The sequence below is a fragment of the Phytohabitans sp. LJ34 genome (genome assembly GCF_052068095.1).
In the GTDB taxonomy this organism is placed as follows: Bacteria; Actinomycetota; Actinomycetes; order Mycobacteriales; family Micromonosporaceae; genus Phytohabitans.
The window spans coordinates 53,117-73,140 of the sequence record NZ_JBQHDG010000038.1; the positions used below are offsets into that span (position 1 = coordinate 53,117).

Annotated in this window: 18 protein-coding genes; 11 read left to right on the plus strand and 7 right to left on the minus strand. The window is 70.9% G+C overall.

Annotated elements, in window-relative coordinates; translation table 11 throughout:
- Positions 1–9: 9 nt before the first annotated feature.
- Positions 10–2,157 (minus strand): LamG-like jellyroll fold domain-containing protein, encoded by a 2,148-nt coding sequence (locus ACTMTJ_RS42955; RefSeq protein WP_441224566.1) that lies wholly within the window; start codon positions 2,155–2,157, stop codon positions 10–12.
- A gap of 164 nt (positions 2,158–2,321) precedes the next feature.
- Between ACTMTJ_RS42955 and ACTMTJ_RS42960 the strand changes: the two genes are divergently transcribed.
- From ACTMTJ_RS42960 to ACTMTJ_RS42985, 6 genes are all read left to right on the plus strand, one after another.
- Positions 2,322–3,338 carry a sigma-70 family RNA polymerase sigma factor gene (locus tag ACTMTJ_RS42960; RefSeq protein WP_441224567.1) on the plus strand — a complete coding sequence of 339 codons (1,017 nt, stop codon included), beginning with the start codon at positions 2,322–2,324 and terminating at the stop codon, positions 3,336–3,338.
- Positions 3,339–3,355: 17 nt separating this feature from the next.
- Positions 3,356–3,898, plus strand: coding sequence for a dihydrofolate reductase family protein (locus ACTMTJ_RS42965; protein ID WP_441224569.1), 543 nt, complete (start codon positions 3,356–3,358; stop codon positions 3,896–3,898).
- A gap of 186 nt (positions 3,899–4,084) precedes the next feature.
- A complete protein-coding gene (locus tag ACTMTJ_RS42970) occupies positions 4,085–5,479 on the plus strand; it encodes an ABC transporter substrate-binding protein (RefSeq protein ID WP_441224571.1) in 1,395 nt (464 codons plus the stop codon).
- Between the two features lie 56 nt (positions 5,480–5,535).
- A complete protein-coding gene (locus ACTMTJ_RS42975) occupies positions 5,536–6,489 on the plus strand; it encodes a carbohydrate ABC transporter permease (protein WP_441224572.1) in 954 nt (317 codons plus the stop codon).
- A gap of 2 nt (positions 6,490–6,491) precedes the next feature.
- On the plus strand, positions 6,492–7,364 hold the full coding sequence (locus ACTMTJ_RS42980; protein ID WP_441224574.1) for a carbohydrate ABC transporter permease: 873 nt from the start codon (positions 6,492–6,494) through the stop codon (positions 7,362–7,364).
- Between the two features lie 8 nt (positions 7,365–7,372).
- Entirely contained in the window at positions 7,373–8,989 is a 1,617-nt protein-coding gene (locus ACTMTJ_RS42985) for a glycoside hydrolase family 13 protein (protein WP_441224575.1), read from the plus strand.
- Between the two features lie 265 nt (positions 8,990–9,254).
- On the opposite strand, the gene ACTMTJ_RS42990 is transcribed toward ACTMTJ_RS42985, so the two are convergent.
- Both ACTMTJ_RS42990 and ACTMTJ_RS42995 read right to left on the minus strand, forming a co-directional pair.
- Positions 9,255–9,776 (minus strand): snapalysin family zinc-dependent metalloprotease, encoded by a 522-nt coding sequence (locus tag ACTMTJ_RS42990; RefSeq protein WP_441224577.1) that lies wholly within the window; start codon positions 9,774–9,776, stop codon positions 9,255–9,257.
- Positions 9,777–9,866: 90 nt separating this feature from the next.
- Positions 9,867–10,370, minus strand: a complete 504-nt coding sequence (locus ACTMTJ_RS42995; RefSeq protein WP_441224578.1) for a hypothetical protein — start codon at positions 10,368–10,370, stop codon at positions 9,867–9,869.
- 71 nt (positions 10,371–10,441) lie between these two features.
- On the opposite strand from ACTMTJ_RS42995, the gene ACTMTJ_RS43000 reads away from it, so the two are divergent.
- The 5 genes from ACTMTJ_RS43000 (at position 10,442) to ACTMTJ_RS43020 (ending at position 16,361) form a co-directional block, all read left to right on the plus strand.
- Positions 10,442–11,329 carry an ion transporter gene (locus ACTMTJ_RS43000; protein WP_441224580.1) on the plus strand — a complete coding sequence of 296 codons (888 nt, stop codon included), beginning with the start codon at positions 10,442–10,444 and terminating at the stop codon, positions 11,327–11,329.
- A 19-nt stretch (positions 11,330–11,348) separates the two neighbouring features.
- Positions 11,349–12,545 (plus strand): RtcB family protein, encoded by a 1,197-nt coding sequence (locus ACTMTJ_RS43005; protein ID WP_441224582.1) that lies wholly within the window; start codon positions 11,349–11,351, stop codon positions 12,543–12,545.
- A gap of 17 nt (positions 12,546–12,562) precedes the next feature.
- On the plus strand, positions 12,563–13,060 hold the full coding sequence (locus ACTMTJ_RS43010; RefSeq protein WP_441224583.1) for an SRPBCC family protein: 498 nt from the start codon (positions 12,563–12,565) through the stop codon (positions 13,058–13,060).
- A 408-nt stretch (positions 13,061–13,468) separates the two neighbouring features.
- Entirely contained in the window at positions 13,469–14,236 is a 768-nt protein-coding gene (mddA, locus tag ACTMTJ_RS43015) for a methanethiol S-methyltransferase (RefSeq protein WP_441224585.1), read from the plus strand.
- Positions 14,217–16,361 carry an alpha/beta fold hydrolase gene (locus ACTMTJ_RS43020; protein ID WP_441224587.1) on the plus strand — a complete coding sequence of 715 codons (2,145 nt, stop codon included), beginning with the start codon at positions 14,217–14,219 and terminating at the stop codon, positions 16,359–16,361. The genes mddA and ACTMTJ_RS43020 overlap by 20 nt, the downstream gene beginning before the upstream one ends.
- On the opposite strand, the gene ACTMTJ_RS43025 is transcribed toward ACTMTJ_RS43020, so the two are convergent.
- The 4 genes from ACTMTJ_RS43025 to ACTMTJ_RS43040 form a co-directional block, all read right to left on the minus strand.
- A complete protein-coding gene (locus ACTMTJ_RS43025) occupies positions 16,362–17,240 on the minus strand; it encodes an aminoglycoside phosphotransferase family protein (RefSeq protein WP_441224588.1) in 879 nt (292 codons plus the stop codon).
- Positions 17,241–17,586: 346 nt separating this feature from the next.
- On the minus strand, positions 17,587–18,495 hold the full coding sequence (gene bla / locus ACTMTJ_RS43030) for a class A beta-lactamase (protein WP_441224589.1): 909 nt from the start codon (positions 18,493–18,495) through the stop codon (positions 17,587–17,589).
- Positions 18,495–19,469, minus strand: coding sequence for a serine hydrolase domain-containing protein (locus ACTMTJ_RS43035; protein WP_441224591.1), 975 nt, complete (start codon positions 19,467–19,469; stop codon positions 18,495–18,497). The genes bla and ACTMTJ_RS43035 overlap by 1 nt, the downstream gene beginning before the upstream one ends.
- A 34-nt stretch (positions 19,470–19,503) precedes the next feature.
- Complete coding sequence (locus ACTMTJ_RS43040) at positions 19,504–19,833, minus strand: DUF952 domain-containing protein (protein WP_441224593.1); 330 nt, start codon at positions 19,831–19,833, stop codon at positions 19,504–19,506.
- Positions 19,834–20,024: the final 191 nt, after the last annotated feature.

The following is a 20,024-nucleotide window of genomic DNA, read 5'->3' on the forward strand; positions in this document are numbered from 1 at the left end:
CCACGGCGGTCAGTCCTGCTCGTCGTGCAGCTCCGCCACCTGGGCAGCGGTCATAGCACTCTGGTACACGTACATGTCGTCGAGCCCGCCGAACCAGAGCTCACCGATGCCGGCACCGGACCGCGCGGCGCCCACTGTCAGCGCACCGTTCGCCGGCGCGGCGGAGGAGTACGCCGTGGTGGCCGCGAGCTCGCCGTTCACGTACAGGCGCAGCTGCCCCGCGGGCGCGTCGTAGACACCGACGAGGTGCGTCCAGACCGTGGTGTCCGCCGCCGTCGCGACGGCCTGGGCGCCCGAAGCCGCGAACGTCCAGTGCTGCTCCCTGACGCCAAGCGTGAACGCCGACCCGGTCGCACCTTGCTGGGACAGCGCAGTCATGTCGTCGCCGGTCACCCGGCTCGGACGCACCCACAACGACACCGTGTACGACTGGTCGGTGCGCAGCACCGGCGCGTCCGCCCACTGGTCCGGCTCGCCGGGCGCGGCGACGTTGCGCTGGGTCACGGCGTACTCGACAGTGGCGAGGCCGTGGAACGGGTCGCCCGCCTCGGCGAAGTGCACGCCGTCCAGCAGAAGGGCGCCGTTGCGCTGGCTGTAGTCGACGTCCGACCCCTGCCGGAAGCGCAGCCAGCGTTCCCACGCATCCGTGGGCGGCGCCATGCACCAGAGCGGGTCGATCGAGTCGTCGTAGCAGGAGCCGCCGTTTCCGAACTCCCAGTGCCCGACGCTCGCCGGTGCGAGCAGGCCCGGCTCGAACGCCGCCGGGTCACCGGTGAGGTCCTCCTGGCGGAGCACCCGGTCGTACACGAACATGCTCGCGACCTCGCCGGCGAACCCGCCCCCGTCCGCGTCGCCGTACCGGTCGCGCCCGACCACGAACGGGCCTGTCGCGTCCCAGCCGTCGCCGTACGCCGCGAGCCAAGCCGCCGACGGGGTGGCCGTGGCGACGAGCGCGCCGTCGAGGTAGAGCCGGACCTCGTGGGCGGCCGCGTTCCAGACGCCCGCGACGTGCCGCCAGTGCGGGCCGGTCGACGCCGCCGGGGCCCACGCGTCCACCGTCGCGGCGTCCACGCGGTCGGCGTCGGCCACCCGCATGCCCCATCGCGCCGTGGCGCAGTCGAACGTCAGGAAGAAGGCGCTGGTGTGCGCGCCGTCGACGGAGGCCACCGTCTGACGCCCGGCGCAGGGCAGCGACGGTGTACGCACCCAGGCGGCCACCGAGTAGCTCCGCGAGGTGCTGACGACGGGTGCGCCGGCGGAGGCGTACGACGTGGCGCTTCCAGCGAAGCCGGCGGTCCGCGCGCCGATCAGCCGGGCGTCCGCGACCCAGGTGAGGTCATGCGGCGTGAGCGGGGTGTCCGCCCTCGCCGCGTTCAGGTCGGCGAGCGCGTTTTCCTCGGTCATGCCCAGATAAGCCTCCAGGCCCCACCCGGCCACCGCCACCGAAGGCTCGGGCACCGGGACCTCGACCGAGACGATGGGCCCGTGGTTGCCGGTCGCGTCGATCGCCCGCGCGAACAGGATGTTTGTGCCGTATCGCGACGCGTTCAGCGTCACCGTGGCGGTCCGGCCAGTCCCGGCGCCCGTCGCGGGCACCTCGGTGACGGGCGGGTCGGTCCAGCCATAGCTGAATGTGACGACGTCCGGGGCCGGCGAGTCGAGGCGGAACGTGCCCGGCTCGCCGAGGCCCGCGGGCGGCGTCACCACGGTCACGGTCGCCGTGGGGACCACGGTGTCGACCGTGAACACGCACCACGGCGACCAGGGGCTCGTCTGGCTCCGCGGCGCCGGGTCGGTGCCCTTGACCCGAAACGCGTACCGCTTCGCGTTCGCGAGGCCGGACAGCGGCGAGGTCGTGGCCCGGCTGTTCGCCGAGGCCGTGGTCTGCGGCGGCGCGGGCAGGCGTGGGGTCCACGGGCCCCAGACGCCGGACGCCGGCACCTCCAGCCACTCCCACGTGCCGGTGATGGACTCGTGCGAGTCGACGTCCGGGAAGACGGCGGACAGCGTCGGCGTCACCGTGCCGATGCTGATGCCGGCGTTCGTGCAGGCGACGCCCGAGACCTGCAAGCCGGTCGGCGCGCCCGGCCGGGCGTCCCGCACGGCTCCGGCACCCGCCGCGGAGGCGGCGGCCGGCACCGTCAACGCCAGCGGCACCGCGACCACAATCGTCCACAATCGACCAACGCGCACCGGGACCCCCGCAGAGTCTGCTCGTGGGAAAAGTGTGCGCACGATAACCGCGTGGGGTGGCGTGTAGTCAAGCTCGATTGGCAAATCCGTCAAGGATTTACGGAGCCATCACGGTAGCGTTCGCGGTTATGGGCGATGGGTCCGCGTTCGCGGAGATGGTGGAGCGACACCGGCGGGAGCTGCGGGTGCACTGCTACCGGATGCTCGGCTCGTACGACGAGGCGGAAGACCTGGTGCAGGAGACCTTCCTGCGGGCGTGGAAGGGGCGGGACGGCTTCGCCGGCCGGTCGTCGCCGCGGGCCTGGCTCTACCGCATCGCCACCAACGCCTGCCTCGACACGCTGCGCGGCCGCGCCCGCCGGGTGCTCCCGCAGGACCTCGCGCCGGCGTCCGACCCGACCGCCGACCTGCCGCCGCGCACGGACATCCCGTGGCTGCAACCCTTTCCGGACGGCGCGGCGCCGGTCGAGACCGAGCCGGACTCCGTCGCGGTCACGCGGGAGACGATGGAGCTGGCGTTCCTGGCCGCGATCCAGCACCTGCCGCCGCGGCAGCGGGCCACCCTGATCCTGCGCGACGTGCTCGGCTGGTCGGCCAAGGAGGCCGCGTCGGCGCTGGACGCCAGCGTCGCCTCGACCAACAGCGCGCTCCAGCGGGCCCGGGCCACGCTGCGCGAGCACCTGCCGGAGCACCGGCTGGAGTGGACGCAACCGCTCGGCCCGACCGAAGAGGAAATGGCGGTCGTCCGCCGCTACGTGGAGGCGGTCGAGCGGGCCGACCTCGTCGCGCTCGCCGACCTGCTGGCCGAGGACATCCGCGCGGTCATGCCGCCGTGGCCGATGTGGTTCGCCGGCCGGGACGCGGTGCTGGCCACCCTCAGGGCGAGCTGGGACCCCGCGGGGCCTTACTACGTGGGCCGCTTCCGCATGGTGCCGACGGCGGCCAACGGGATGCCGGCCGTGGCGGGATACGTGCGCGCGCCTGGCGACGACACCTTCCGGGCGTTCGCGATCGGTGTGATCCGGGTCGAGGGAGGGCTTGTCGCCGAGCTCAGCGCCTTCCACGACACCGGCCTGTTCAAGGCTTTCGGGCTACCGATGACTTTTCCGGCCGCCGACGTCTCAACGGGTGTAACCGACACCTGACGGGAAAGAGGCAGCTCATGGCAAAGATGCTCTACGCGGCGACGATGTCGCTGGACGGGTTCATCGCCGGGCACGGCGGCGACATGTCCTGGCTCAAGCCGTACTTCGGGCCCGACCCCGAGATGGACGGCCTGGTACACCGGATCGGCGCGTTGCTCGTCGGCCGGCGCACGTTCGAGGGGGACGACCCCAACAAGGGCACCGAGCACGAGGGGGCCTTCGGCGGCGCGTGGGACGGCCCGACGTTCGTGCTGACCCACCGGGTCCCGCCCGAGCCGGTGCCCGGCGTGACGTTCGTGGACGACCTCGGGAGCGCGGTCGCGGCGGCCAAGGAGGCGGCCGGCGACAAGTACGTCAACATCCTCGGCGCCAACGTCGCCCGCGAGTGCCTCGACGCCGGCCTGCTCGACGAGGTGCTGGTCAGCGTCGCGCCGGTGATGCTCGGCGACGGCACGCGGCTGTTCGAGCGGCCCGGCGGCGACAACGTGCGCCTGGAGCGGATCAGCCTGACCCAGGGTCCTCTCTCCACCAACATCTGGACCCGCGTCCTGCCTCGATGACGGCCTGATCCCAGGGCGGTTGCGATCACGCAACCGCCCTTTTTAGGTGCATACCGCGCGTGTCCGTCAGCTATTAGACACGGCCAAGTCTCAAGTTTGCAGCGTTCCATCAGAACCTTGCAGAAATATGTCGCGTTAGCTACGGTGACTCCACTTGCGCTCGTGCAGTTCCCGAAGGGAAGGACAATGTCCGCACCGCTGTTTCGAAGGGTCGTCGCCATAGCGGCCGCGGCCGGTGTCGCGGGGCTGAGCCTCACGGCGTGTTCCACCAAGAGCGACGACGACGGGTCGTCCTCGTCCGGCGGAAAAGTCACCATCACGGTCGACTGCCAGCCGGTCGCGTCACAGAAAGAGCTGCTGGCCAACTGGAACGCCGACGTCGACGCGTTCCAGAAGGCAAACCCGAATATCGAGATCAAGAGCGTTTCGGTCGGCACCCAGTGCAACAACCCGCCGGACTTCACCGCCCGCCTACAGGGCGGCACGACCACTGACGTCTTCTACGGATACATGACCGACCTACAGCAGGTGCTCGACTCCGGCCAGGTCATGGACATCACCCAGTACGCCAACGCCTCGACGGTGCCGACGTGGGACAGCATCGACGCGGGCGCCAAGGCGGCGTTCTCCGACGGCGGGAAGGTCTACGGCATCCCGACGAAGAACTACTCGATGGGCCTGGTCTACAACAAGAACCTGTTCCAGCAGGCCGGGCTCGACGTCAAGAACCCGCCGAAGACCTGGGCCGAGGTCCGGGAGGCCGCGAAGAAGATCTCCGCACTCGGCAACGGGATCGCCGGGTACTCGGAGTACAGCGCGGGCAACACCGGCGGCTGGCACTTCACCGCGGAGCTGTACTCGCTCGGCGGCCAGATGGTGACCGAAGACGGCAAGAAGGCCGACTTCAACAACGCCATGGGCAAGCAGGTGCTGCAAACGCTCAAGGACATGCGCTTCACCGACAACAGCGTCGGCGCGAAGCAACTGCTCCAGTGGCCGGACCTGCTCACCAACGCCGGCGCCGGCAAGGTCGGTATGTTCGTCGGCGCGCCGGACGCCACCACCGCGATCGTCACCCAGTTCCAGGGCAAGTACCAGGACTGGGCGATGGGCCCGATGCCCGGCCAGGACGGGCCGGCGAAGGCGACGCTCGGCGGCGGCGAGGGCTACTTCTTCAAGAAGGGCCTGAGCAAGGAACAGGTCGAGGCCGGCCTGAAGTGGCTGGCGTTCCAGAAGCTGACGCCGGGCAAGGGCCAGTTCGACTACGTGCGGGCCAAGCCGCAGAACAACCCGGTCGGCCTGCCCCAGCCGCAGCTGTTCACCGTCGGCAGCGACGCGTACAAGCAGGAGCTCGAGCAGCGCAAGGCGAACGCCAACGTCACCGTCGACGACTTCGCGGTCTTCGAGAACAACCCGGTGCCGGTGAAGGTGGAACCGCCGAACGCGCAGGCGATCTACGCGGTGCTGGACGCGGCGATGTCCGCGGTGCTGACCGACTCGAAGGCGAACATCGACCAGCTGTTGAAGACGGCCGAGGAGAAGGTGAACCAGGTGCTCGCCACTGGCGGCACCGGTAGCTGACCCAGCGTGCGGGGGCCGGCGCGACCGGCCCCCGCTCCGTCCACACAGGAGTCTTCATGGCGACAATCACGGCGCACGGCAAACCTGCCGGGGTGTCCGGGCCGCGGCCGCGGCCGCCCGCCCGCCGGCAGGGCCGGCGTAAGCGCCGGCTCCAGAGCAACCTCACCGGGTACGCGTTCCTCTTCGGCGCCGTGGTCTGTTTCGCCGTCTTCTCGTGGTACCCGATGATCCGCGGCGTCGTGATGAGCTTTCAGCGGACGCGGCGTGGAGAGACGACGTGGGTCGGCTGGGACAACTACGAACGCATCGTCAACGACCCGAGCTTCTGGACCGCCTGGAAGAACACCTTCTACTTCACCGCGCTCGCGCTGATCCTCGGCTACGCGGTGCCGTTTCTCGTCGCGATCCTGCTCAACGAGTTTCGCCACGCCAAGGGCTACCTGCGCATCCTGGTGTACCTCCCGGTGATGCTGCCGCCGGCGTCCGCCCTCTTCCTGTTCAAGTACTACGCGTACGACCCGAGCGACGCCGGCCTGTTCAACGCGATCCTCAAGTTCTTCCACCTGCCCACGTCGGAGTGGATGCAGTCGACGACGATGACGATGCCCGCGATGGTCATCGCCTCCACGTGGATGAACATGGGCGCCGCCGTGCTCATCTACCTCGCCGCGCTGCAAAATATCCCCGGCGAGCTCTACGAGGCGGCGGAGATCGACGGCGCCGGGATCTGGCGGCGGATCTGGAACGTGACGATCCCGCAGACGAAGCTGATCCTCTCGCTGATGGCGATGCTCCAGATCGTGGCCACGATGCAGCTCTTCATCGAGCCACTGATCCTCGCCAACGGGGCCGGTACGCAGGATTCGGCCACCTCGGTCGCGTACCTCATCTACCAGCACGGCTTCTTCCAGAACGACCTCAACGGGGCCGCCGCTCTCGGTGTGATCATGCTCGTGGTGCTGGCCGGCTTCTCGTTCGTGTACGTGCGACTCACGGCGCAACAGGACTAGACATGACGCGAACCTTGATTTCTCACGCACAGATGCGGCGCGGACGGGGCAGGTACGTCTACTGGACCCTTCTCACCGTCGTCGTGCTCGTCTTCACGCTGGTCTTCATCGGCCCGCTGTACTGGATGGTCACCGGCGCCCTCAAGTCGGGCCAGGAGATCGCGCAGACCCCGCCGACGCTGTGGCCGAAGGATCCGCGGCTGACCAACTACACCGACGCGTGGAATCAGCTCGACCTCGCCAAGCTGCTCTTCAACACGTTCTACTACGCGGCCGGCGCGCTCGTCTTCCAGCTGGTGCTGGACACGGCCGCGGCGTACGCCCTGTCGAAGCTGCGCCCCGCCTTCGGCAACGCGATCCTCGGCCTGATGCTCGCCACGCTGATGATCCCGGCGATGGTGCTCATCATCCCGCAGTACGTGACGGTCATCGACCTGCCGATCCTGCACGTCAACCTGCTGGACTCCCCGCTGGCGCTGTGGCTGCCCGCGGTGGCGAACGCGTTCAACATCTTCCTGCTGAAGCGCTTCTTCGACTCGATCCCGGAGGAGATCATGTCAGCGGCCGTCATGGACGGTGCGACGCCGCTCCGTACACTGTGGTCGATCGTCCTGCCGATGTCGCGGCCGATCCTCGGCGTGGTCTCCATCTTCGCGGTCACCGCGGTGTGGAAAGACTTTCTCTGGCCGAAGCTGGTCATGCCGTCGCCCGAGACCCGGACGGTCAGCGTCGGCATCTACGCGTTCTCCGGTGGTACCCCGATGAACGTGGTGGTCGCGGCCGCGGTCATCGCGGCGATCCCGACCATCGTCTTCTTCCTGATTTTCCAGAAGAGCATCATGTCCGGCCTCACCGCTGGCAGCCTGAAAGGCTAGGGACCTTAGTGGGTGACAACCACTGGTGGCGCTCCGCCGTCATCTACCAGATCTATCCGCGCAGCTTCGCCGACGGCAACGGCGACGGCATCGGCGACCTGGGCGGGGTACGCGCCCATCTCGACCACCTGGCCTCGCTCGGCGTCGACGCGGTCTGGTTCAGCCCCTGGTACGCCTCGCCGCAGGCGGACGCCGGCTACGACGTCGCCGACTACCGGGCGATCGACCCGGTCTTCGGCACGCTCGCCGAGGCGGAGGAGCTGATCCGGGAGGCGCACGCGCTCGGCATCCGCATCATCGTCGACGTGGTGCCGAACCACTGCTCGGACAAGCACGCGTGGTTCGTCGAAGCGGTTCAGAACGGCCCCGGTTCGACCGCCCGCGACCTGTTCTGGTTTCGCCCCGGCCGCGGACCGGACGGTGACCTGCCGCCGAACGACTGGCAGTCCATCTTCGGCGGCCCCGCCTGGACCAGGGTCGAAGACGGCGAGTGGTACCTGCACCTGTTCGCGCCCGAGCAGCCCGACCTCAACTGGGAGCACCCGAAGGTCCGCGAGGAGTTCGAAGACGTGCTGCGCTTCTGGCTCGACCGGGGCGCGGACGGCATCCGCATCGACTCGGCCGCCTTGCTGATGAAGGACGGCACGCTCGCCGACTTCGACCCGGCCCACCCGCCGGTCCCGCACCCCTTCCAGGACCGGGACGAGGTGCACGAGGTGTACCGGGCGTGGCGGACGATCGCCGACAGCTACCCGGAGCCACGGGCGCTGATCGGCGAGGTGTGGCTGCCCGACGCGGAACGCTTCGCCGCGTACCTGCGCGAGGACGAGATGCACACCGCGTTCAACTTCGCGTTCCTCGGCTGCCCCTGGGACGCCGCCGCGCTGCGCGCCACCGTCGACGAGACGCTGGCCGTGCACGCACCGGTCAAGGCCGCCGCGACCTGGGTACTGTCCAATCACGACGTTCCCCGTCACGTGACCCGGTACGGGCGCGCGGACACGTCGTTCACATTGGACTTTCGCCAGCTGGGCGCGCCCACCGACCGGGCGCTGGGGCTGCGGCGGGCCCGCGCCGCGCTGCTGCTCAACCTGGCGCTGCCCGGCTCGGTCTACCTGTACCAGGGTGAGGAGCTCGGCCTGGAGGAGATCGAGGACATCCCGGACGCACTCCGGCAGGACCCGATGTTCTTCCGCACCGCCGGTGAAAACCTCGGCCGTGACGGCTGCCGCGTGCCGATCCCGTGGTCCGGCACCGCCCCGCCGTTCGGCTTCAGCCCGCCCGGCGCCACCGCCGACCCGTGGCTCCCGCAGCCGGCCAGCTGGCGCGACCGCACCGTGGAGGCCGAGTCGGGCGACCCGGACTCGATGCTGGAGCTGTACCGCCAGGCCCTGCGGCAGCGGCGCGCCCGACCGGAGTTGGGTGACGGCCCGTTCGCCTGGCTGCCCGGCCCGGACCGGGTGCTGGTGTTCAGCCGGGGCCCGGCGGCGACGTTCGCCTGCGTGGTCAACCTGTCCGACGTGCCGATCGCTCTGCCCGCGCCCGGCACGGTGGCACTGTCCAGCAACCCACTGGACGGCGACCTGCTCCCACCGGACACCGCCGCCTGGGTGGTGAGGGACTAGAAGCGTCCGGAGCTAGGGTCGCCGCGGCCTCGCCCATCCGCCGCCGGTCCCGCTCACCCCTTGCGCCCTGCCCTCAAGAGGGCAGCCCTGTCACTGTCTGGGCGGGTATACGGGAGCCCTGTTGGGAATTCACGCCCAAGAGGGCTGCCCTCTTGGGGCCAAAGTGGGCCGGATGCACGCTGATCCAGGGCTGGATCGCCGCACACCCGATGCCCGGCTCGGAGCTGGTCCGCTGGTTGTCCGCCGCCGATCTACCGGCCGAGCGTCAGCTCCAGGCGTAGACGCCCGCTGGCGCCGGCGTGGCACTGCCGGCGAAGAGCTGGTCGACCCGGGCTCGCTCGGCCGCGCTGGGGTTGGCGTTGGCGCAGGAGACCGGTGCGCTGCTGCCGGACATCAGGTCCGAGCAGAGGCCGGTGCGGCGGTCGGGCAGGCCGAGGATGTGGCCCCACTCGTGGGTGGCGATGCGGGTGCGGTTGTAGCCCTGGTTGACCGCCTGTCGGCCCATGTAGATACGGCCCGAGCCGAGCCCGGTCACGTACGCGCGCGGCCATCCACTGTCGACGTAGATGACGACGGTCGCGGGCGAGCCGGCTTGCAGCCGCACGTTGGTCACGCTGCTGTTCCAGATCTGGGCCGCCTGCGCGAAGTTCGTCGCGAACTCGCCGGCCCGGCTGGCGTCGTAGTAGACGATCCGCGGCGCCGCGGCCGCGGGCGCGTCGGCGAGGACCTGGACGCCGACGAGCGACATGGAGAGCGCGAGGAGGCCCAAGAAGGCGCGTCTGAGCATTGTGGACTCCTTGTGGGAGCTGACATCGATGCTCGACAATCTACCGGCCCGGCGTACGGCGCGCGGCATAGCAGTTCGCCCATAGCGCCGCTACCGCGTCCCCATCGGCAGCAGGCCGGCCACCGCCGGCGTGAACACGTCGATCAGGTCCCACAGCTCGCGCGCACCCGTCGCCACACGCGCCACCTGCGGATCGGTGTGCCGCAGGAAGGCCAGGTGGCGGCAGGCGTGCGCGGCGACGTCCACCGGACGCACCACCGCCGGGCTCGGCGTGAGCGGGTCGGGCCCGCGCGTAGCCGGCAGGTCGAGCACCGGCTCGGCCGCCGCGGCCGGATCCGGGTCGGGCAGCGCCACGTACGTGAGCACGATGCCACCGGCGGTGTGTCGCCACGACGTCGAGTGCAGCAATCCCACACCCGGGCCGGCCAGGCTCCGCGCGCAGGCGTCCGGGTGCTCGCCAGCACCGAGCTGCCCTGACACGGTGCGGAAGCAGAGCCGTCCGCTCCGTGCGCTCAGCAACACGGTCTCGACGTGCGCCCGGACGCCCGGGATCATCGCAGCGGAGCCCGGCGGCTCGTCACCGCCAGGTTCCATGCCGGCACTCTACCTTGTTGCCACAAGCTGGCAAGAACGAACCGCACGCGACAGTCTGGGAGGAGCTCGCCGTGCCGCCATCGCGCCTGGCTGACCGCTGTAGCCGCATCGTCCATTCCCGCGCCTTCGAGGTCGCCATCGTCGTAATCATCGGCGCGAACGCGGTCGTGCTCGGCCTGGAGACCTACCCGCACCTCGGGATGGCAGGTCCCCCGTTGCACCTGCTGGAGTGGTTCTTCCGGGCGGTGTTCGTCACCGAGATCGTCATCCGCATCCTCGCTTACGGCCGCCGCCCGCAAGACTTCTTCCGCCACGGCTGGAACGTCTTCGACTTCCTCGTCATCGCCGCCGCCTTCATCCCCGGCCTGCACGGGGAGTCGCCGATCCTGCGGGTCATCCGCATCGCCCGCGTGGTGCGGCTGGTGCGCTTCTCCCCCGGCCTGCGCACGATCGTGGCGGCGCTGCTGCGCAGCCTTCCCGGCGTGGGTGGCTTCCTGGCGCTGGCCATGGTGACGCTCTACGTGTACGGCATGGCCGGCTGGCTCATCTTCCGCCATCACGCGCCCGACGAGTACGGCACGATCGGGCGGGCGGTGCTCACCCTCTTCGTGCTGCTGTCGCTGGAAAACCTGCCCCAGCTCGTCGAGCAGGGCATGGCGCTGTCGCCGTGGACGCTCGTGTACTACGTGAGCTACGTGCTCATCACCGCCAACCTGCTGCTCAACATCCTCATCGCGGTCATCGTCAACTCGATGGAGGAGGCCCGCCGGCTGGAGATGACCGAGCGGATGGCGGCCGACGAAGACGGCGACGGCGTGCCCGACGAGATCGACCGCATCGCGATCAGCCAGCGCCTGGACGACCTGCGCGAGCTGGTCGCCGAGCTGGAACGGGAACTGCGCATCGAACGCGACGAGCCGTCGTCGCGGCCGAAAACGCCGTTGCCGCGCGGCCCGTGATCTCCTTACCGTTTGAGGCATGGGATACGAACTGCTCGCCGGCACCAAGGCGCCCGTACGGGTCTGGACCGACCCGTACGGCATCGAGCCCGAGGCCGCACAGCAGCTCCGTAACATCGGTCAGCTGCCGTGGGTCGAGGGCGTCGCCGTCATGCCCGACGTCCACTTCGGAAAGGGCGCGACCGTCGGATCCGTCATCGCCATGCGGCAGGCCGTGTCGCCGGCGGCCGTCGGCGTCGACATCGGTTGCGGCATGTCCGCGGTGCGCACCTCGCTGACCGCGGCCGACCTGCCGGACAACCTCGGCCCGCTGCGCGCGGCGATCGAAGACACCATCCCGGTCGGCTTCGCCCAGCGCGACAGCGAGGTCGTCCCGCGCCGCGTTCGCGGGTTGGAGCAGTCCGGGTGGGACGCGTTCTGGCGGCGGTTCGGCACCCTCCACGATGGCGTGTCCAACCTGGAGGGTCGGGCTCACCACCAGATGGGCACGCTCGGCGGTGGCAACCACTTCATCGAGGTCTGCGTCGAGCAGGGCTCTGATGACGGCCAGGTGTGGCTCATGCTCCACTCGGGCTCGCGCAACATCGGCAAGGAGCTCGCCGAGCGCCACATCGCCATCGCCCGCCACCTGCCGCACAACACCGACCTGCCCGACCGCGACCTCGCCGTCTTCCTGGCCGGCACGCCGCAGATGGAGGCATACCGCCGCGACCTGTGGTGGGCGCAGGAGTACGCGCGCCGCAACCGGGCCGTCATGATGGCCCTGCTCTGCGACGTCGTGCGCCAGCTCCTGCCCCAGGTCACCTACGGCGAGCCGATCAGCTGCCACCACAACTACGTGTCCGAGGAGACCTACGGCGGCGTCGACGTGCTCGTCACCCGCAAGGGCGCGATCCGGGCCGGCGCCGGCGACCTGGGCATCATCCCGGGCTCGATGGGCACCGGTTCGTACATCGTGCGCGGCCGCGGCAACCCGGACGCGTACTGCTCGGCGTCCCACGGCGCGGGCCGCCGGATGTCGCGGTCCAAGGCGAAGAAGATGTTCAGCACCGAGGATCTGGAGGCGCAGACGGCCGGCGTCGAGTGCCGCAAGGACGCCGGCGTGGTCGACGAGATCCCGGGCGCCTACAAGGACATCGGCCAGGTCATGGAGCAGCAGGAAGACCTTGTCGAGGTGGTCGCCCACCTCAAGCAGGTCGTTTGCGTGAAGGGCTGAGGAGGCACAATGGGCCGGTGCCTGTCGTCGAAGCGGTGATCACCGTCCCAGTGCCCCCGGAGCTGGCGTTCGCCGTGTCACAGACGACGGCACCGGTCCGATACCGCTGGGATCCGTTCGTGCGGCGCCAGCACTTCCTCGACGGAGCGCTCCGTCCGGGCAAGGGCGTGCGCACTTACACGCGCTCCAAGCACGGTCTCACCATGGTCAGCGAGTACGTCTCGTTCGCGCCGCCGACCAACGTGGGCATGAAAATGGTGCGCGGGCCGTGGTTTTTCGAGATGTTCGCGGGCGGGTGGCGTTTCGCACCGGCCGAGACGCCCGGAGACACGGTCGCCACGTGGCGATACAGCTTCCGCTGCCGGCCCGGGTTCCTCCGGCCGTTCCTCGAACGGGTCGGCGTGTGGGTGCTCGGCCGTGACATCCGGCGACGGATCGCCGGCTATGCCCGCGGATGCGCCGATCCGGTCGTACTCGCCGCCGCACGCGAGGCGATCACCACAGGCGACGCCTAGTTCCCGGACCGCGTCAGCGGCGGGCCGCCGCTCCCGCCGGAGACCGCGCGGGTCGGCGGCGAGCTAGCGCTCGCCGAGATCCCCGACCCGCGCTGCCAGCCCCGCGCCGCAAGCCCGCGGGGCGAACCCTTGGCGGCCAGCCCGCCGATCAAGGTCTTGCCCGTGGGCTTGCACCGCGGACCCGGCAGTGGACGGCCGGGGGTTTCGGCTCGGTCTACGAGCCGCCGGCCGGGAGCGGTGCCCGCGGGAGCATACGGCCTACAGGTGACGCGGGCATGGGCAAATATGTCTCCGTCTCAAAGCCCTCACACGCTCCCCGCCGCTGATTTCCGACACTTGTCGGTCACTCGGCCGAATGCTAGCGTCCCAGCTTATCGGTCCGTCGACCGAGCGACAGGGGGGTTGGCCATGTTCCGGCGAGCATCGGTGCTGGCGTACGGGGTGGTGTCGTACGCGCTGTTTCTCGGGGTGCTGCTCTACACGATCGGCTTTCTCGCCGGTGTGGGCGTGCCGAAAGGCGTCGACGACGGGCCCGCCGGCCCGGCGTGGCGGGCGGTGCTCGTCGACCTGCTGCTGCTCGGGGTGTTCGCCGTCCAGCACAGCGTGATGGCGCGGCCGTGGTTCAAGCGGTGGTGGACGCGGATCGTCCCGCCGGCCATCGAGCGGAGCACCTACGTCCTGGCGGCCAGCCTCGTCGTGGCGCTGCTGCTGTGGCAGTGGCGTCCGCTGACCGACCAGGTGTGGTCCGTCGAGGCGACGTGGGCGCGGGTGCCGCTCTGGGCGGGATACCTGCTGGGCTGGGGGGTCCTGACGCTCAGCACGTTCCTGATCGGCCACTTCGACCTCTTCGGGCTGCGGCAGGTGCTCGCCCGGGCACGCGACCGCCGCTACGCGGAGCCGGCCTTCCGCGAGCCGCTGCTCTACCGGCTGGTCCGGCACCCGCTGATGGTCGGTTTCCTGATCGCATTCTGGGTTACGCCGGAGATGAGCGCCGGGCGGCTGCTCTTCGCCGCCGCCGCGACGGGCTACATCCTCGTCGCCGTCCGGCTCGAAGAGCACGACCTGCGCCGCCAGCTCGGCGAGCCGTACGAGCGGTACATGGCGCGGGTGCCGCGCTTCGTGCCCCGCCCCACCGCGGTCGCCGGGAGACAGCGCCATGCGCGCCAGGCGAGCTGACGCGGAAGGCTTCGTCGAACACCTCGGCGTCAAAATCCACTACGAGGTGCACGGGTCGGGCGGACCCACGATCCTCCTGCTGCCGACCTGGACGATCGTCCACAAGCGATTCTGGAAGCTCCAGGTGCCATATCTGGCACGGCACTTCCGGGTCGTCACCTACGACGGGCCGGGCAACGGGCAGTCCGACCGCCCGGTCACGTCCGAGGCGTACGACCAGTCGGCGCAGGTCGCCTACGCGCTCGCCGTCCTGGACGCCACCGCCACCGACCGTGCTGTGGTCGTCGGGCTCTCACGGGCCGCCAACTGGGCGCTGGAGCTGGCCGCCGAGCACCCGTCACGGGTACACGGGACGGTCGTCGTCGGCGCGGCGGTGCCGCTCGCACCGCGTGACCCGGTACGTGCCGCGCACATGTCGCTGACCGGGCCGGCACCGGCGATCGAGCCGTCGGGCGTACCGGCGCTCGGCGCCGACCCGGGCGAGCACTGGGCGAAGTACAACCGGGAGTACTGGCTGGAGCGGTACGAGGACTTCCTCTGGTTCTTCTTTGGACAGTGCTTCAGCGAGGCGCACTCCACAAAGGCCATCGAGGACGCGGTCGGCTGGGGTTTGGAGACGAGCGGCGCGGTGCTCGTCGCCGAGTCCGCGGCGGCCGGCCCGAAACGGGCGACCGTCGAGGAGTGGTGCGCGCGGGTAGCCTCGCCGCTGCTCGCCATCCACGGTGACGACGACCATGTGATACCGCTGCGGTGCGGCGAGCGGATCGCCGAGCTGTCCGGCGGCGAGCTTGTGGTGCTGGAGGGCGCCGGCCACATCCCGATGGCCCGCGACCCGGTCCGCGTCAACCTGCTGATCCGCGAGTTCGCCGAGCGGTTTCGCCCACCGGCACCGGCCCGCCGCACCTGGACCCGCTGGGACCGGCGGCGCAAGCGGGTGCTGTACCTGTGCTCGCCGATCGGCCTCGGGCACGCGCGGCGCGACCTTGCGATCGCCCGCGAGCTGCGCGAGCGCCACCCGGACGCGCGGATCGACTGGCTGACCCAGCACCCGGTGACGCGGATGCTCGACGACGCCGGTGAGCACGTACATCCGGCGAGCCGGTGGCTGGCCAACGAGTCCGCGCACATCGAGAGCGAGGCGGGCGAGCACGACCTGCACTGCTTCCAGGCGCTGCGCCGGATGGACGAGATCCTGGTCGCCAACTTCATGGTCTTCCGCGACGTGGTCACGGAGGAGCGGTACGACCTCGTCATCGGCGACGAGGCCTGGGACGTCGACCACTTCCTGCACGAAAACCCCGAGCTGAAACGCTTCGGGTACGCGTGGCTGACCGACTTCGTCGGCTACCTGCCGATGCCCGACGGCGGCGAACGGGAGGCGCTGGTCGCGGCCGACTACAACGCCGAGATGATCGGCCACATCGCCCGCTTCCCGAGGCTGCGCGACCGGGCCGTGTTCGTCGGCGACCCGGACGACATCGTCGCGGACCGCTTCGGCCGCGACCTCCCGCTCATTCGCGAGTGGACAGAGGCGCACTACGACTTCGCCGGGTACGTCACGGGCTTCGATCCCGAGGAGTACGCCGACCGCGCCGCGCTGCGGGCCGAGCTCGGCTACCGGCCCGGCGAGCGGGTCTGCGTCGTGACCGTCGGCGGCTCCGGCGTCGGCGCCGACCTGCTGCGCTGCGTCGTCGACGCCTTCCCGGAGGCGTCCCGGCTGGTGGCCGGCCTGCGGATGATCGTGGTCACCGGGCCGCGCATCGACCCGGCGTCGCTACCCGCCCGCCCCGGCTTGGAGATCCGCCCGTACGTGCCGGACCTGCACCGGCACCTCGCCGCCTGCGACCTGGCGGTAGTGCAGGGCGGGCTGACGACCTGCATGGAGCTGACCGCCACCGGCCGGCCGTTCATCTACGTGCCGCTGCGCCACCATTTCGAGCAGAACTTCCACGTGGCGCACCGGCTCCGCCGCCACGAAGCGGGCCGCCGGCTCGACTTCGCCGACCTCACGCCCGACTCGCTCGCCGACGCGATCGCCACCGAGATGGGCCGCGAGGTCCGGTATCGCCCGGTCACGACCGGCGGCGCGGCCCGCGCGGCCGCCCTCCTCGCCGACCTTCTTTGATCAGGAGCGGGAGCGGAAGTCGGACAGGGCCTCGGCCACGGAGTGGCGGCCGGCGGCGGCCAGGGCCGGGTTGGTGTACCGGTAGACGCGCACCGCACCAAGGCCGGCCCGCAACGCCCAGCCGCGCCCGCGCCGCCAGGTCGCCTCGTCCACACCCACCACCGCGCGGAAGACGTCGCGGGTTCGCGCGCTCAGCAGCGCCCAGGCGGGCAGCAGGTCGGTGGCCGGGTCGCCGGTGCCGACGAGGCCGAAGTCGATGACCGCGGCGAGCCGGCCCTGCCGCGCGACGAGGTTGGCCGGCAAGAGGTCGCCGTGCAGCCAGACCGGCGGCCCGGTCCACGGTGGCGCGGCGAGCGCGTCCTCCCACACGGCGGTCGCCAGGGCGGCGTCGACGAGGCCCACGGCGGCCAGCCGCTCGATCGACTCGTGGACGTCGACGTCGCCCGGACCGACCGGCACCGCGCGGGGCGAGCGCGGCGCGCCGGCGGTGTCGATCCGTTGCAGCGCCGCGACGAACCGGCCCAGCCGCACCGCCACGTCGCGCAGGTCGAGATCGGGGCGGTCGGCGAGCGTGTCACCGTCGAGCCAGCGGTAGATCAGCCACGGGTACGGGAACTCGCCGTCCGGCACGCCCGCCCCCAGCGGCACCGGGACGTCCAGCGGCAGGCGGGGCGCCAGGCGCGGCATCCACTCCCGTTCCCGGCCCACCATCGGCGCGGCGCGCGGCAGGGCGGGCAGGCGTACCACGAGCTCGTCGCCCAGCCGGTAGATCAGGTTGTCGGTGCCGACCGTGCGGACCTGGCGCACCGGAAGGTCTGCCCACTGTGGAAACTGCTTCGCGACCAGCCGGCTGACCAGCGGCGGTCCGATGTCGATCATGCCGCCGTGCCCGTCCTGCGCACGGCGGTCCCGGCCGGCAGGTCAGCGTCGACGAGGTCGCGGTCCGGCATCCCGTGCCGGACCAACGCCAGCCGGCTCACCCCTGCGGTCACGGCGGAAGGGTACCGAGCGGACCTACAGCTCGAACGGGCTGCCCACCGCCTTCGGCCCAAGCCCGCCGCAGGCCGGCCGAAAGCGCGCCGCCGGCCCACCGCAAGCGGGGCCGCAGGCCGCCGAGCCGCCGCGGATGGATGTGATCTGCGACACTGCCCCGACATAGACGCGTTCAGCCGCTTCGAGCAGGCGGGCCTGTCCCTGCTGGTCTTCCGCCAAGCTGGCCGGCCGCCTACCTGGGGCGTAGCGCCTCGATCGCGAGGGCCGCCGCCGCCGCGATCAGCGCGTCGTCGTACTCGGCGTCCCGCTCGCCGCGGGTCGACATGATCGCCAGCACGATCGGGGCGCCGCCGGGCGGCCAGAGCACGGCGATGTCGTTGCGCGTGCCGTACCCGCCGCCGCCCGTCTTGTCGCCGACCTCCCAGCCCGCCGGTGCGGCGGCCCGGATGAGCTTGTCTCCGGTGGTGTTGCCGCGCAGCCAGCCCACCAGCACGTCACGGTCTTCGGCGCCGAGCGCGTCGCCGACCGCGTAGGCCCGCAGGTCGGTGGCGAACGCCCGGGGCGTGCTCGTATCCCGCACGTCGCCCGGCTTGGCCTCGTTGAGTGCGGTCTCGGTCCGCTCCGGGTCGCTGACGCGGTCGCCGAGACCGCGCAGCGCCCGCTCGAAGCCGGCCGGGCCGCCGAGCCGCTCCAGCAGCAGGTTTCCGGCGGTGTTGTCGCTGTATCGGACCGCGGCGTCGGCGATCGCCCGCAGCGTCATGCCCGTGCCCACGTGCTTTTCGGTCACCGGCGAGTGGCTCACCAGGTCGGCCTGCGCGTAGCGCACGACCTTGTCGAGCTCGGCGCTGCTGGTGTCGGCGAGCACGGCGGCCGCGGCGAGCGCCTTGAACGTGGAGGCGTACGCGAAACGCTCGTCCGCCCGGTGTTCGACGGTGCGGCCGGAACCGGTGTCGACGCCGAAGACGCCCAGCCGCGCCTGGAAGCGCGCTTCCAATGGTTCGAAGGCGGGTTTTTCCACTGGCGTCGAGGCCGGGGGTGTGGACGGCGGCCGGGGCGCCGGGGTCGGCTCCGGCTCCGGCTCCGCGGAACAGGCGGCGAGGGTCAGGGCGGCGACCACCGCCAGGAAGGCTCGGGCCGGCATCAGATGACGCTCGGAAACACGACTCGCTCAAGGACTGCGTCCGGAGTGCGCCACTGCTCGGGATCGTCGTAGTTGCCCGCCGCGATGGCCACGACGAGGCCCAGGGCGGGCACGACGGTCAGGCGCTGCCCACCATTGCCCATCGCGCCGACCCACGGGTGACCGGCGCCCGCGCCGCTGTACCACTGGTAGCAGTACATCCCGCCCCACTCGACCGGCAGGCGCGGCTCCAGCATCGCCCGCAGCCAGGCGGCTGGCACGACCTGCCGGCCGCCCCACTCGCCGCCGGCCCGCACCATCTCGCCGACGCGGGCCAGGTCGGGGGTGGCCAACCGCAGCCCGGACGCGGCCGAGGGCACACCGTCCGACCCGGCCATCCACTCGAACGACTCGATACCCAGCGGCGCGAAGAGCCGCTCGCCGGCGAACTCCGACAGCGTGCGGCCGGTGCCCCGCGCGATCAGCCCGCCGAGCAGCGCGCTGGCACCGCCGCTGTACGAGTAGCGCGTGCCGGGTGGCTCGACGATCGGCCGCTCGAGCACGAACCTGTAGCGGTCCGGCGCCAGCTCCATGGCGATCTCGGCATTGGCCGGGCTGTTGTACGGGATCTCCTCTTTCCACTCCATGCCGAGTGACATGGTCAGCGCGTGCTCGACCGTGAGCCGTGCCCGCTCTGGGTCGGCGGCCAGATCGGGGTACTCCGGAAAGCCGGCCAGCAGCGGCGCCGACGGCTCGGGGACGAGGCCGTCACCGAGCGCGATGCCATAGACCAGGGCGGTGATGCTCTTGGTGACCGAGCGCACGTCGTGCAGGGTGTGCGGCCCGAAGTCGACGGCACCGAGCGGCCTATTCCAGCTGTAGTCGTCGCCACTGCCGTAGTGCTCCAGCACCATCTGTCCACTATGGATCACCACGACGGCGTGCAAACCCTCGACCAGCCCGGCCGCGATCGTCTCGTCAAGTCGCTCGCGCATAGACACCCGAACAGCTTAGGCCGGGACGGCGCCGCTAGGCGGCCAGCGCCTCCTCGACGGCGCCCGCGCCGGCGACCTGGTACACGGCGGTGACAGCCGCGCGCGGCACCGGCGCGTACACGTGCGGGAAGACGCCGTCGGCCGACTCCTCCCACCGCACGCTCTCCCCCAGCGCATCCGCGTCGATGGCGGCGACCACCAGCTCCGGCTCGTCCGGAAACACCCGCAGGGCGGTGGGACCTACCTGCTCGCGCGAGGAGCAGTGGATGAACCCGGACGCGTGGTCGAACGGCGACCCGTCGAAGCGCCCGGCCGCCTCGAACTCGGCCCACTCGGCGGGCAGCAGGATCTTGTAGATCAGCACCAAGCCACCCTAGACCCGCCTCAACTGCCACGTCGGGCGGACCGGGCAGCGCCCACCGGCCACAGGGAGGTGTGACCGATGGGCGCCGCTGGCTGTCGCTATTGAACGTTGATGCGGACCGAGTCGAAGGCGGGGATCTGGTTGGCGCGCTGCATCATCGGGATGCGGTGTGAGGCGTCGCCGGCCCAGGA